This is a genomic window from Pseudomonas sp. NPDC079367, assembly GCF_044542195.1.
Taxonomy (GTDB): domain Bacteria; phylum Pseudomonadota; class Gammaproteobacteria; order Pseudomonadales; family Pseudomonadaceae; genus Aquipseudomonas.
The window spans coordinates 24,955-38,070 of sequence record NZ_JBITTW010000001.1 but is presented as its reverse complement, the minus strand read 5'-3'; the positions used below and the strand labels follow the sequence as shown (position 1 = coordinate 38,070).

Below are 13,116 nucleotides of genomic sequence, written 5' to 3'. Positions count from 1 at the left end.
GACGACAACTCCGATGAATTTTTCCCAATTCTTCATTTCCCGGCCGATCTTCGCAGCGGTGCTGTCGCTGTTGATCCTGATCGCCGGTGCGATCTCGCTGTTCCAGTTGCCGATCAGCGAATACCCGGAAGTCGTGCCGCCGACCGTGGTCGTACGCGCCAACTTCCCGGGCGCCAACCCCAAAGTCATCGGTGAAACCGTGGCCGCTCCGCTGGAGCAGGCCATCACCGGCGTCGAGAACATGCTGTACATGTCCTCGCAATCGACCGCTGACGGCAAGATCACCCTGACCATTACCTTCGCCCTGGGCACTGACCTGGACAACGCGCAGGTGCAGGTACAAAACCGGGTGACCCGAACCGAGCCGAAGCTTCCGGAGGAAGTGACGCGCATCGGTATCACCGTCGACAAGGCTTCGCCCGACCTGACCATGGTTGTGCACTTGACCTCGCCGGACAAGCGCTACGACATGCTCTACCTGTCCAACTACGCGATCCTCAACATCAAGGATGAGCTTGCTCGCCTCGGTGGTGTCGGTGACGTGCAGTTGTTCGGTATGGGCGACTACTCGCTGCGGGTCTGGCTTGACCCGAACAAGACCGCCTCGCGCAATCTGACCGCGACCGATGTCGTCACGGCGATTCGCGAGCAGAACCGTCAGGTCGCCGCCGGCCAATTGGGCGCGCCCCCTGCCCCGACGGCGCAAAGCTTCCAGCTGTCGGTCAACACTCAAGGCCGTCTGGTTTCCGAAGAAGAGTTCGAGAACATAGTCATTCGCGCTGGCGACGACGGCGAAATCACTCGTCTGAAAGACATCGCGCGCATTGAACTGGGTTCCAGCCAATACGCCTTGCGTTCGCTGCTGAACAATCAGCCGGCTGTAGCGATTCCGATCTTCCAGCGTCCGGGTTCCAACGCGATCGACATTTCCAACGAAGTGCGCGGCAAGATGGAAGAGCTGAAGAAAGGCTTCCCGCAGGGCATGGACTACAGCATCGTGTACGACCCGACGATCTTCGTCCGTGGTTCGATCGAGGCGGTGGTTCACACCCTGTTCGAAGCACTGATCCTCGTGGTGCTGGTGGTGATCCTGTTCCTGCAGACCTGGCGCGCCTCGATCATTCCGTTGGTGGCGGTGCCGGTATCGTTGATCGGTACGTTTGCGGTCATGCATCTGTTCGGTTTCTCGCTCAACGCGCTGTCGCTGTTCGGTCTGGTATTGGCCATCGGTATCGTGGTCGACGACGCCATCGTGGTGGTGGAGAACGTCGAACGGAACATCGAACTCGGACTCACACCGGTCGAAGCGACCAAACGTGCCATGCGTGAAGTGACCGGCCCGATCGTGGCCACGGCACTTGTGCTGTGTGCGGTGTTCATCCCGGCGGCGTTCATCTCCGGCCTTACCGGGCAGTTTTACAAACAGTTCGCATTGACCATCGCGATCTCGACAGTGATCTCGGCGTTCAACTCGCTGACCCTGTCGCCGGCGCTGGCTGCTGTGTTGCTGAAAAGCCACGACGCACCGAAAGACCGCTTCTCGAAAGGGCTCGACAAAATTTTCGGTGGTTGGCTGTTCCGTCCATTCAACCGTTTCTTTGATCGCGCCAGCCATGGCTACGTCGGTACTGTGCGCCGGGTCATTCGCAGCAGCGGCATCGCCCTGCTCGTGTATGCAGGCCTGATGGTGTTGACCTTCTTCGGTTTCTCCAGCACACCGACCGGTTTCGTACCCGGCCAGGACAAGCAGTACCTGGTGGCCTTCGCGCAATTGCCGGACGCCGCAAGCCTGGATCGCACCGAAGACGTGATCAAACGCATGTCCGACCTGGCGCTGAAACAGCCGGGCGTGGAAAGCGCCGTAGCATTCCCGGGCCTGTCGATCAACGGCTTCACCAACAGCCCGAACGCCGGCATCGTTTTCGTCACCCTGAAACCGTTCGACGAGCGTAAAGACCCGAGCATGTCCGCCGGCGCGATTGCCGGGGCCTTGAACGGCCAGTACGCGAACATTCAAGAGGCGTACATGGCGATCTTCCCGCCACCGCCGGTACAGGGTCTGGGCACCATTGGTGGTTTCCGCCTGCAAATCGAAGACCGAGGCAACCTTGGCTACGACGAGCTGTACAAAGAAACCATGAACATCATCAACAAGAGCCACAACGTGCCGGAACTGGCCGGCCTGTTCACCAGTTACACCGTGAACGTGCCACAGGTCGATGCCGCCATCGACCGTGAAAAAGCCAAGACCCACGGCGTGGCCGTCAGCGACATCTTCGACACCCTGCAGATCTACCTGGGTTCGCTGTATGCCAACGACTTCAACCGCTTCGGGCGCACCTATCAGGTCAACGTCCAGGCCGAACAGCAGTTCCGTCTCGAATCCGATCAGATCGGTCAGCTGAAAGTACGCAACAACAAGGGCGAAATGATTCCGCTGGCGACCTTCATCAAGGTCAGCGACACCTCGGGTCCGGATCGCGTGATGCACTACAACGGCTTCATCACCGCAGAAATCAACGGTGCCGCCGCCCCCGGCTACAGCTCCGGCCAGGCCGAAAAAGCCATCGAGAAACTGCTCAAGGAAGAACTTCCGAACGGCATGACCTACGAGTGGACCGACCTGACCTACCAGCAGATTCTGTCCGGCAACACGGCGCTGTTCGTGTTCCCGCTCTGCGTACTGCTGGCATTCCTTGTACTCGCTGCCCAGTACGAAAGCTGGAGCCTGCCACTGGCGGTGATCCTGATCGTACCGATGACCCTGCTGTCGGCCATTACCGGCGTGATCATCTCGGGTGGTGACAACAACATCTTTACCCAGATCGGCTTGATCGTACTGGTGGGACTTGCATGCAAGAACGCGATTCTGATCGTCGAGTTCGCCAAGGACAAACAGGAAGAAGGCCTCGACCCGCTCGCTGCGGTACTGGAAGCCTGCCGTCTGCGTCTGCGGCCGATCCTGATGACCTCCTTCGCCTTCATCATGGGTGTGGTGCCACTGGTGTTCTCCAGCGGTGCCGGTGCCGAGATGCGTCACGCCATGGGTGTGGCGGTGTTTTCCGGGATGCTCGGGGTGACCTTCTTTGGTCTGTTGCTGACGCCAGTCTTCTACGTACTGATCCGTAACTTTGTCGAACGCGGCGAGCAGCGCAAAGCAGCCAAGGCGCACACTCTTCAAAAGCCACTGGAGGCGCAACAATGAGTCTGAAAGTCTTCCTGCCGAGTCTGCTGGTGCTGGCCCTCAGTGCCTGCGCCGTCGGCCCCGACTACAAGACCCCAGCCACGGAGGCGGCCAATATCACGACCGCCACCGACGGCGCCGCCGGGCAAAAGAACTTCGACCGTTCGAAATTCGAAGGCATCTGGTGGCAGCAATTCGATGACCCGACCCTCAACCAGTTGGTGACGCAATCGCTGCAAGGCAACCGTGAACTGCGCGTGGCATTCGCTCGCTGGAAAGCCGCCCGGGCGATCCGCGACGACGCCAGCAACGACGCGATGCCGACCATCACCAGCCGCGCCAGCAGTGACTTGGGCAAGGGCCAGATTCCCGGCCAGACCACCGACCGGGTCAACAGCGAACGCTATGACCTCGGCCTGGACATGGCCTGGGAGCTTGACCTGTTCGGCCGCATCCAGCGCAATCTGGAAGCCAGCGATGCCGATCAGCAGGCCGCCGAAGCCGATCTGTATCAACTGCAAATCACCATGATTGCCGAGCTGGTCGATGCTTACGGTCAACTGCGCGGTGCCCAACTGCGTGAAAAGATCGCCGTGGCCAACCTGAACAACCAGGTGGAATCGCGCAAGATCACCGTCAGCCTGCGTGATGCCGGTGTCGGTGATCAGCTCGACGTTGAGCGGGCCGATGCGCGTCTGGCCAATGTCGAGGCGACCGTGCCGCAGTTGCAGGCGGAACAGGTGCGGCAGAAAAACCGCATCGCCACCCTGCTCGGGGAGCGCCCGGACAAACTGACCGTAGACCTGAGCCCGAAAGACCTGCCAGCGATTGCCAAAGCGCTGCCGATCGGGGATCCCGGTGAACTGCTGCAACGTCGTCCGGACATCCGTAGCGCCGAACGGCAACTGGCCTCGGCCACAGCGCGAATCGGCGTGGCCAAAGCCGACCTGTTCCCACGGGTCAGTCTCAGCGGCTTTCTCGGCTGGACGGCCGGGCGAGGCTCGCAGATAGGCTCCTCGGCAGCTAACGCCTGGGCGCTCGGCCCTAGCATCACCTGGGCTGCGTTTGACCTGGGCAGTGTCCGCGCCCGTTTGCGCGGCGCCGATGCCGAAGCCGAAGGCGCACTGGCGACTTATGAGCAGCAAGTGCTGCTGGCGCTGGAAGAATCGGAAAACGCCTTCAGCGACTACGGCAAGCGTCAGCAACGTTTGATCTCGCTGATTCGTCAGAGCGAATCGAGCCGCAAGGCCGCCGATCTGGCCGAGATTCGCTATCGCGAAGGCACCACCGACTTCCTCGTCCTCCTCGATGCCCAGCGTGAACGCCTGAACGCAGAAGACAGTCAGGCGCAGGCCGAAGTCGAGCTGTATCGCGGCATCGTCGCGATCTACAAGGCCCTTGGCGGTGGCTGGCAACCGGAGACGGTTGCGAGCAAGTAAAGATTGTTAAAGAGCTCCTTTGGTTGGCCGCAACCAACCAGATTTTTTGCCCCGCGTATCATTCGGTCGCGGGGTTTTTTTATGCCACTGAATCACCGATCCCGTGTAGGAGCTGTCGAGTGCAACGAAGCCGAGATTCTTGATGGCAATGCAGCCGGGGCGCACCGCGTCCCAAGATCAAAAGATCGCAGCCTCGTTGCACTCGACAGCTCCTACAGGGGAATCAGGGTTCCAGGACGGTAACGGTGGCGGTGGTACCAGCGCGCAGGCGATGCTTGCCGGCAAAGTCGCCGTCGATGCCAATGCGCACCGGCACCCGCTGCGCCAGTTTTACCCAGGTGTAACTCGGGTTGATATTCGCCAACAACCGGCTGCCCGGCGCGTTTTCGCGGTCGGCGATGGCGAAGGCGATGCTTTCGACGGTGCCGCCAAAACTCTCCCCGCTCATCAATTGAATGCGCACCCGGTCACCCTCCTCGATACGTGGCAGCTTGGTTTCCTCGAAGTAACCGCTGACATAGAACGAATCACTGTCCACCAGTGCCAGCAGTGCTCCGCCCGCCTGTGCGTAGTCACCTTGACGGGTCAGCAGGTTGGTGACGTAACCGCTGACGGGCGACTCGACGCGGGTACGCTGCAAGTCCAGCTCGGCCTGAGTCAACGCGGCAATTGCCAGCTGCACGTTGGCTTCAGCCAGGCCGAGGTTGGCCTGATTGCGCAACAGATCCGCCTGGGCAACCGCCACGTCGGTGCTGGATTTCTCCCATTCCTCGCCAGAAATGGCAAAACCCTGCTTCAGCGTGCGGCGACGGCGCTCCTCGCTTTGACGTTGTTTTAGCAACGCTTCACTGGCGACGATCGCTGCTTGCGATTGCCCCAGCGAGGCCCTGGACACTTCAACCGAACGCCGGGCATGTTCGACCGCCAGTTGATAGCGCGCCGGATCGATCTCCAGCAACAACTGACCCTTGGCGACATGCTGGTTGTCCTGCACCGCCAGTTTGACGATTCGCCCCGAGACATCCGCCGACAGCGTCACCACATCTGCCCTCACCCGGGCATCCCGTGTCCACGGCGCGCGGGTGTAATACTCCCAGGCGAACCAGCCAAGTACGATCGCCAGGATCACCACTGCCAAGGTCATCATTCTTGCAACTAACGCTTTCAAGACATCAGGCTCCCATCAACAGAATCAGCGTGGCGCAGACACAGGCATACAGCGCGCCTTCGAACAGCGCTTCATGCCAGACCAGGCGCAGCACGCCCAAGCGCCGCAGACACCAGTCCAGCACGATGAAAATCGGAATCGCCAGTAACAGCGCCTGGGCAATCGGCGGCAGATAGACTCCGCCAATCTCGAAATCAATGGGCAAGTTGCGGTTCTCCTTGCAGAACTTGAGGTTGCAAATGCTCGCCGTGGCGCTCAAGGAACGACACCACTATCAGCAGTGCCACACGCATGCGGAACACTGACCATAAATGCTCATGACTGGCGGCGTGCAGCTCATCCAGCTCATCTCCGAGCTCATGCAGCGTGGCCAGCAGTGCTGGAAACTGCGCATCGTCGCGTCCGGCAACCAAACGACCGGTCTTGCGCAACGCCGAAGCCAGACGCTGACTGAACGCATCGGTGAGCAGCGCGTTGTTCTGCGCCTGCTGCCTCAGTTGATGCATGGCCACGCCCAACGCCACGCAAGCCAGGCTGATTTCATACAAGCGCTGCATGGCACGATCATTCGCCGCCGGCAGCAGGCCGAGCATGCTGGTCAGGCGATCGGTCATCCGACTCTCGAAGGCGAATTGTTGTTCATCGGTCGCCGGCATTTTGCTCAGTTGGTACACCTGCTCCCGCGCTTCGCCGTACAAGCGGCGGATGCGCAAGGCCGGGCGGAACGGGAAAATCAGCGCGTAGACGATCAACGCCAGCATCGCTGCACTGACGTAGGCACCGGCAAACTCGAACCATTGAATCGCCGTGTTTTGCCCAGTGCCGGTATTTTGCGGGCCGAGCATGAGGAAACTGGACAAGCCCAGGCCCATGCCGATACCGGCGGTGGCCGGACTGGAAATGCCCACGGCAATCGCATACAGCAGCGGCGCCAACAGCAAGGCCAGCAGCTCGAAATCACTGATCGCCGGCACCAGCATGAATTGGTAGAACGCTGACACCAGCAGCGCCAGGCCCAAGCCTCGCGCATAGCTTTGCGCAGCCATCAGCGGCCGCGGAAAAGTCGCCATCAGCGAGCAGAGAATCCCCACCAGAATCATCCCTCCCCGTGCGCCATCCCACGCGGTTTCGATCCAGATCAACCCGCTGACCAACAGCGCGGTAAAGGCGCGAATGGCATTCATCGAGGCCAAAGTGAAATCCAGATGCAACGGGCTGCTCTGGCCGCGATAGAGGCAGCTGGCCGGGCGCCCTTCCTGAATGGCGTCGCTGAGTTCAAGAATCTGTTCCAGTTGCTGTAACAGGCGCGCCTGTTCCCAACGCAGCGCCCAAGCGAGTGAACGCAGGGTCGCGCTCATGTTCTCGTGCTGCTGCTCGGCCTTGTAAGCCAACGCTTCGAACTGTTGCTGCAACGTGACGAAACGTTGCCGATCCGCCCCAGACAGTGCTCGGCCCTGTTGCGCCAGTTGTTCCAACAATGCCAGCTCCTCGGCCCGCAGTTGCTGAACGTCCAGCGGCAGATCGCCCTCCCATCGCTCGATGAGCAATTCCCGTTGATGCCGCAGAGCGGTCAATCGGGATGTCAGCAACATCAGTTGGTTACCGAGCAGCAACACCAGGTTATCGGCACTGCGCAAACGTGGCGCATCGAAATACAAATGACGCCGCAACCCTTCCAGTGCGCTGATTTCACCGAGCAATTGCATTTGCCGGCGCTGGAAATCGGCTTCGCTTTCTTCCGTGCGAAGCACTTCGGCGGCGTGGCTGGCGGCCAGTTTGATCACCTGATCGATTTTGGCGAAGTAACCTTTTGCCACGGCTTCAGGGCGAGCGGTCAGCAAACTGACCACACACACGCAGGCGACCGCGAGCAATGTTTCGGTAACTCGGGTAACCGCCAGCAAAAACGTGCCGTCCTGATCCGGAATCGCCAGCAAAGCCACGACCACAGCGGTGTAACCACTGAGCACGAACGCCTGGGAACTGGTGTAGCGCAACAGCGTGCCGCCCGCCGTGCACAGCGCGAGCCACAACGCCAATGTCGTAATGAACGGCAGCGGCGCCTGAGGAAAGATCGCCATGATCAGCACCGCCACCGCCGCGCCTACGGTCGTGCCGATCACCTGGCCGAAACTGCGTGCCAACGCCATCCCCGCCAACGGTTGGCTGACAATCACCACGGCCATGATCGACCATTTGGGCTGTTCGAGATCGAAAACGAACGCCAGATACAGGGTCAACAGCCCGGCGGCGATGGTTCGCAGGGCAAACAACAGAACAGCCTGACCGGGATGGATCAAAGCCTTGAAATAAGCGAACAACGCAGGCATGGGCACACTCTTTAAAACGACTTCTGCAAGCGTAGACACTGCCACAAAAGCCTGACGGATTTCACAGTCGACACGTGTCGTAGGACGATTCGCTGGCAAGGGTTTGACTCACGCGCCAAGCTGACCGAAGCTTGCCGCTCTGCTCAAGTTCGAAGCTCTCGGAAACCCGCATGACTCAGTCCCGCCGCAACCTGCTGATCGGCCTTGGCCTCGTACTGATCGTCGGCGTCGTCTGGCTGATGTTGCGCAGCAGCACACCGACCATCCCCGATGCTATCAAACATGGTTACAGCGAAGCGCTGAACGCAGCGCGCACCGGTGAACCGGGTGCGGCGCGCCAGTTGTACCAGCAATTGGGCCGCCCGGACATTTCGGTCAAGCGCCGGGTCTGGCTGCATGGTGAGCTGGCCAATTATCCAAGCCCGCAGGCATTGAAACTGGCCGACATCGACTTGCACCATGAATCCCCGCTGGTACGCGTGGCTGCGATAAAAAGTGTCGTCGGCCTAGTGCCCGGCGGGCAGCGCAGTCTGTTGCTTGGGCCGCTGCTCGACGATCAAGAGCAAACTGTGCGATTCGCGGCGATCAACGCCCTGCTCGGCCTGAGCCCGGATGAGCTGGGCCTCTACTTCGCGCCGCTGCAACAGGCTGTGGATGGCTGGCAACAGACGCTGGAAAGCCAGCCGGAAAGCGCCGCCAACTACGCGCAACTGGCACGCCTGTATATTCACAACGCCGAATACAAACAGGCCCGACAAGCGCTGGACAATACCTTGCGCCTTGAACCCGCCAACCTGCCCGCGCTTGTCATGCAGATTGACGTACTTGACCGTCAGGGCCAGAGCGATGCCGCCCGCCAGTTACTTGCCGAGCAACTGAAGGCGCAGCCTGATTCGGCTTATCTGCAACACGCACTCGGGCTATGGCTGTTGCACCATGGTCAGCGCGAGTACGCGCTGCTCGGCCTGTCCAAAGCCGTCGAGCTGGAACCGGACAACAAGGATTATCGCTACGACCTCGCGACCACTCTGCACAGTGCTGAAGAACTGGAAGCGGCGCAGAAACAATTGCAGGAGATCGTCCAGCGCCATCCCGCCGATCGCAAGGCACGAGTACTGCTGATCAACTACTGGAAGGAAAGCGGGCAGTTGCAGAATGTGCAGATTCTGCTGGCGCAACTTGAACAATTGAATCCGGACGACCCGGCCTTGCAACAAGGTCTTTAATCAAGGTAAAGCGCGCTCCAATTGCCGTCGGTCTAAAGAAAAAGCGGAACCGTGAACACGCCATGAGGTCAAGTTATTCAGGCGGCTCACTCAAACCAGCCGCCGGTTACCCTAGTCATAAGAGGGCATTTTTTGACTACATCAAACGAGTTGATCAGTGCGAAAGCTGCCGTCGGCATTGAAGGGCTGGACGACATCCTCGCCGGTGGCCTGTCTCGCGGCCACGTGTTTTTGCTTGAGGGTGAACCTGGTACCGGTAAAACCACGGTGGCGCTGCATTTTCTGCGCGCCGGCGCGCTGGCCGGAGAGCGCTGCCTGTACATCACTCTCTCGGAGACCGAGAAAGAACTGCGCCAAGGCGCGCTGTCCCATGGCTGGGAGCTTAACGAGAACATCAAGATCTTCGAACTGACGCCGCCGGAAAGCCTGCTCAACGCTGAGCACCAGCAAAGTCTGCTGTACTCCTCGGACCTTGAGCTGGGTGAGGCGACCAAGCAGATCTTCGAAGTGGTCGAACGCTTCAAGCCAACCCGCGTAGTGCTCGACAGCCTCTCGGAAATCCGCCTGCTGGCGCAAAGCTCCTTGCGCTATCGCCGGCAAATTCTGGCGATCAAGCACTACTTCGTGCGCTATGACGCCACCGTCCTGCTGCTCGACGATCTGACCACCGAATCCCTCGACAAAACCGTACACAGTGTCGCCCACGGCGTGATTCGCCTTGAAGAGCTGACACCGAGCTATGGCGCCGAGCGCCGTCGGGTGCGGGTGGTCAAGTATCGTGGGCAGAAATATCGTGGTGGCTTCCACGACTTCACCATCATGGGCGACGGCGTGCATGTGTTCCCACGTCTGGTTGCGGCGGAACATCGCGGCGACTATGCGCGTCTGCAACTGTCCAGTGGCATCGCGCAAATGGACGCCCTGCTCGGCGGCGGCATCGAAACCGGCTCGAGCACGCTGATTCTCGGCCCGGCGGGTACCGGTAAATCGCTGATCTCGATGATCTTCGCCGCCGCCGCAGTGGCCCGAGGCGAAAAAGCCGCGCTGTTCATTTTCGATGAAGAGCTGGGCTTGCTGTTCGAGCGCATGCGTCATATCGGCATTGACCTGAAAGCTTTGCAGGCCACTGGCAATCTGCTGATCGAACAGGTCGACGCCGCTGAGCTGTCTCCCGGTGAACTGTCGCACCGTGTGCGCCGTTGCGTCGATGAGCGTGGCATCAAGACCGTGGTAATCGACAGTATCAACGGTTATCAAGCGGCAATGCCGGAAGAAAATGCGTTGGTGCTGCACATGCATGAACTGCTGCTGTACCTGAACCGCAAAGGCGCGGCGACCTTCATGACTGTCGCCCAGCACGGTCTGGTCGGTGACATGCAGGCGCCGGTCGATATCACTTACCTGGCCGACACGGTGATCCTGTTGCGTTACTTCGAAGCCCTCGGCAAAGTCCGTCGGGCGATCTCGATCATCAAAAAACGTACCGGCAATCACGAATCGACCATTCGCGAATACCGGATTTCTTCGCGCGGCATGACCATCGGGCAGCCACTGGAATCCTTTCAGGGCGTGCTACGGGGCGTACCGACGTATCTTGGAGCGAGCAATCCGTTGCTTGAGGATGAAAGCCCGTGACGGACACTGCGCCGCTGATTCTGGCCGAACGGGTGTTGATTCTGGCGCCTTTGGGGCGCGACAGTCAGATCGCGCTGCAAATTCTCAACGAGGCCGGCTATAGCGGCCTCGTGACGCCCGGTCTCGGGGACTTGTGCACGGAGCTGGAACACGGCGCTGGCCTGTTGCTCATCGCCGCAGAAGCGCTTCGCGGACCGGAACTGGAAACCCTGATTGTGTACCTCGACGAGCAGCCAGCCTGGTCGGATCTGCCCATTGTCCTGCTCACGCATCACGGCGGCCAGGAGCAAGGCCCACCGTCACGCCTGAGTGCGCTGCTGGGTAATGTGACGTTCCTTGAGCGGCCGTTCCACCCTGCGACCATGGTCAGCCTGGTTTCCGCTGCTCTGCGCGGACGGCGACGACAATACGAAGCTCGCGATCGGCTGATCGATCTGAGCGAAAGCGAACGTCGCCTGCAATCAACCCTGGAAACCCTTGAGCAGCAGGTTGAAGAGCGCACTGCACAACTTCGCCATAACGAAGAAGCGCTGCGTCAATCGCAGAAAATGGAAGCGGTCGGTCAACTCACCGGCGGCATCGCTCACGACTTCAACAACATGCTCACCGGCATCATCGGCAGCCTGGAACTGCTGCGCCGGCGTCTGGCTCGTGGCCGCACTGAAGATCTCGACAGCCTGATCGACCTCGGCGTGACTTCCGCCAATCGCGCCGCCGGCCTGACGCACCGCCTGCTGGCGTTCTCGCGCCGTCAGTCACTCGACCCGAAAGCCGTGCAGATGAACACGCTGGTGCTGTCGATGGGTGAACTGCTGCAGCGCAGCCTCAATGAAAGCATTCAGCTGGAAATGTGTCTGGATGATGACCTGTGGGTGGCTGAGGCGGATCCCAATCAATTGGAAAGCGCCCTGCTCAACCTCGTGATCAACGCCCGCGATGCGATGCCCGAAGGCGGCAAACTGGTTGTTGAAACCAGTAATCAGGTGCTGCACCACGACTTTACAGACGCCTACAGCAATCTGGAACCGGGCGACTACGTAATGCTCAGCGTCACCGACAATGGCAGCGGCATGCCGCAAAGCGTGGTCAACCGAGCATTCGATCCATTCTTCACCACTAAACCGATCGGCCAAGGCACCGGCCTCGGACTTTCAATGATCTATGGCTTCAGCAAGCAGTCACGAGGGCATGTTTCGATTGACAGCGAAGTCGATCAAGGCACCACCGTGAGACTGTATCTGCCACGCTTTCGTGGCGAAGAAGTGGAAATTCCCGTCTCGGATTCGCTGCAGGCTCCGTATGCGATGGACGGTGAAACCGTGCTGATTGTCGAAGACGATCCTGCGGTGCGCGTATTGGTCAGCGCGGTGCTCAGTGAGCTGGGTTACGCCTTTGTCGAGGCCAGCGATGCCGATGGCGCAGTGCCGATCCTCAACTCGACGCAGCGCATCGATCTGTTGATCAGCGACGTCGGTTTACCTGGCATGAACGGTCGCCAACTCGCGGAAGTCGGCCGCCAGTATCGGCCGGGTCTGAAAGTGTTGTTCATCACCGGTTACGCCGAACACGCGGCGGTGCGCGGTGGTTTCCTCGACTCGGGGATGCAAATGATCACCAAGCCGTTCACATTTGATCTGCTCACCGCCAAGGTGCGGGAGATGATCAATAGCTGAGCCTGTGGGAACTGCCGAAGGCTCGTTCCGCGATCGGCAGCCTTCGGCAGCTCCTACCTATCAGGCCAGTAATTCCTGAATCTTTTCCTGCAGCACGTCCAGATCGAACGGTTTTTCGAGGATCGGTGCCTTGCTGGTGATCGGGCTGCCGGTCTCACGGATTTCCTGCGGATAGCCGCTGATGAAAATCACTTTGAGGTCCGGTCGCAATTTCACCGCCGGCTCGGCGATCTGTACGCCGGAGATGCCGCCCGGAAGGCGGAAATCGGTAATCAGCATGTCCAGGTGAGGTTTGCTGGCGAGGATCTCGAAAGCCTGCTCGCCATTTTCCGCTTGCAACACGCGATAGCCCTGCCCTGACAGATAATCTGTCAGGACCATCAAGATAACCGGTTCGTCTTCGACGACGAGTACTACATCTTGCGCATCTACGCTCATGGGAAGCCTTTGTTCGGTCAATA

The 13,116-nt window shown here is 59.9% G+C and carries 9 protein-coding genes; 5 read left to right on the top strand and 4 right to left on the bottom strand.

Features of this window, described 5'->3' with window-relative positions:
• Positions 1 to 13 precede the first annotated feature (13 nt).
• Together ACIGDJ_RS00140 and ACIGDJ_RS00135 are read left to right on the top strand one after the other, a co-directional pair.
• Complete coding sequence (locus tag ACIGDJ_RS00140; RefSeq protein WP_101160428.1) at positions 14 to 3,205, top strand: efflux RND transporter permease subunit; 3,192 nt, start codon at positions 14 to 16, stop codon at positions 3,203 to 3,205.
• Positions 3,202 to 4,623, top strand: a complete 1,422-nt coding sequence (locus ACIGDJ_RS00135; protein ID WP_397478096.1) for an efflux transporter outer membrane subunit — start codon at positions 3,202 to 3,204, stop codon at positions 4,621 to 4,623. Before ACIGDJ_RS00140 ends, ACIGDJ_RS00135 begins: the two co-directional genes overlap by 4 nt.
• 223 nt (positions 4,624 to 4,846) lie before the next feature.
• Here ACIGDJ_RS00135 and ACIGDJ_RS00130 read toward each other — a convergent pair whose 3' ends face one another.
• From ACIGDJ_RS00130 to ACIGDJ_RS00120, 3 genes are read right to left on the bottom strand one after another with little or no spacing between them, the layout of a single operon-like run.
• Positions 4,847 to 5,770, bottom strand: coding sequence for a biotin/lipoyl-binding protein (locus tag ACIGDJ_RS00130; RefSeq protein WP_397478364.1), 924 nt, complete (start codon positions 5,768 to 5,770; stop codon positions 4,847 to 4,849).
• Between the two features lie 25 nt (positions 5,771 to 5,795).
• A complete protein-coding gene (locus ACIGDJ_RS00125; RefSeq protein WP_101160436.1) occupies positions 5,796 to 5,996 on the bottom strand; it encodes a DUF1656 domain-containing protein in 201 nt (66 codons plus the stop codon).
• Positions 5,986 to 8,121 (bottom strand): FUSC family protein, encoded by a 2,136-nt coding sequence (locus tag ACIGDJ_RS00120; protein WP_313001423.1) that lies wholly within the window; start codon positions 8,119 to 8,121, stop codon positions 5,986 to 5,988. Before ACIGDJ_RS00120 ends, ACIGDJ_RS00125 begins: the two co-directional genes overlap by 11 nt.
• 170 nt (positions 8,122 to 8,291) lie before the next feature.
• Here ACIGDJ_RS00120 and ACIGDJ_RS00115 point away from each other — a divergent pair, with 170 nt between their 5' ends.
• The 3 genes from ACIGDJ_RS00115 (at position 8,292) to ACIGDJ_RS00105 (ending at position 12,655) form a co-directional block, all read left to right on the top strand.
• Positions 8,292 to 9,347: a tetratricopeptide repeat protein gene (locus ACIGDJ_RS00115; RefSeq protein WP_101160442.1), complete on the top strand. Its 1,056-nt coding sequence runs from the start codon at positions 8,292 to 8,294 to the stop codon at positions 9,345 to 9,347.
• A 132-nt stretch (positions 9,348 to 9,479) separates the two neighbouring features.
• Entirely contained in the window at positions 9,480 to 10,982 is a 1,503-nt protein-coding gene (locus ACIGDJ_RS00110) for an ATPase domain-containing protein (protein ID WP_101160445.1), read from the top strand.
• Positions 10,979 to 12,655, top strand: a complete 1,677-nt coding sequence (locus ACIGDJ_RS00105; protein WP_397478095.1) for an ATP-binding protein — start codon at positions 10,979 to 10,981, stop codon at positions 12,653 to 12,655. Before ACIGDJ_RS00110 ends, ACIGDJ_RS00105 begins: the two co-directional genes overlap by 4 nt.
• A 60-nt stretch (positions 12,656 to 12,715) precedes the next feature.
• Here ACIGDJ_RS00105 and ACIGDJ_RS00100 read toward each other — a convergent pair whose 3' ends face one another.
• The gene (locus tag ACIGDJ_RS00100) at positions 12,716 to 13,093 is read right to left on the bottom strand and encodes a response regulator (protein WP_016774860.1); all 378 of its coding nucleotides are present in this window, start codon (positions 13,091 to 13,093) and stop codon (positions 12,716 to 12,718) included.
• Positions 13,094 to 13,116: the final 23 nt, after the last annotated feature.

Bases quoted from the DNA above. Each gene is read 5' to 3' on its own strand.
- ACIGDJ_RS00140 (WP_101160428.1), top strand. From the start codon at position 14: ATGAATTTTTCCCAATTCTTCATTTCCCGGCCGATCTTCGCAGCGGTG.
- ACIGDJ_RS00135 (WP_397478096.1), top strand. From the start codon at position 3,202: ATGAGTCTGAAAGTCTTCCTGCCGAGTCTGCTGGTGCTGGCCCTCAGT.
- ACIGDJ_RS00130 (WP_397478364.1), bottom strand. From the start codon at position 5,770: ATGATGACCTTGGCAGTGGTGATCCTGGCGATCGTACTTGGCTGGTTC.
- ACIGDJ_RS00120 (WP_313001423.1), bottom strand. From the start codon at position 8,121: ATGCCTGCGTTGTTCGCTTATTTCAAGGCTTTGATCCATCCCGGTCAG.
- ACIGDJ_RS00115 (WP_101160442.1), top strand. From the start codon at position 8,292: ATGACTCAGTCCCGCCGCAACCTGCTGATCGGCCTTGGCCTCGTACTG.
- ACIGDJ_RS00100 (WP_016774860.1), bottom strand. From the start codon at position 13,093: ATGAGCGTAGATGCGCAAGATGTAGTACTCGTCGTCGAAGACGAACCG.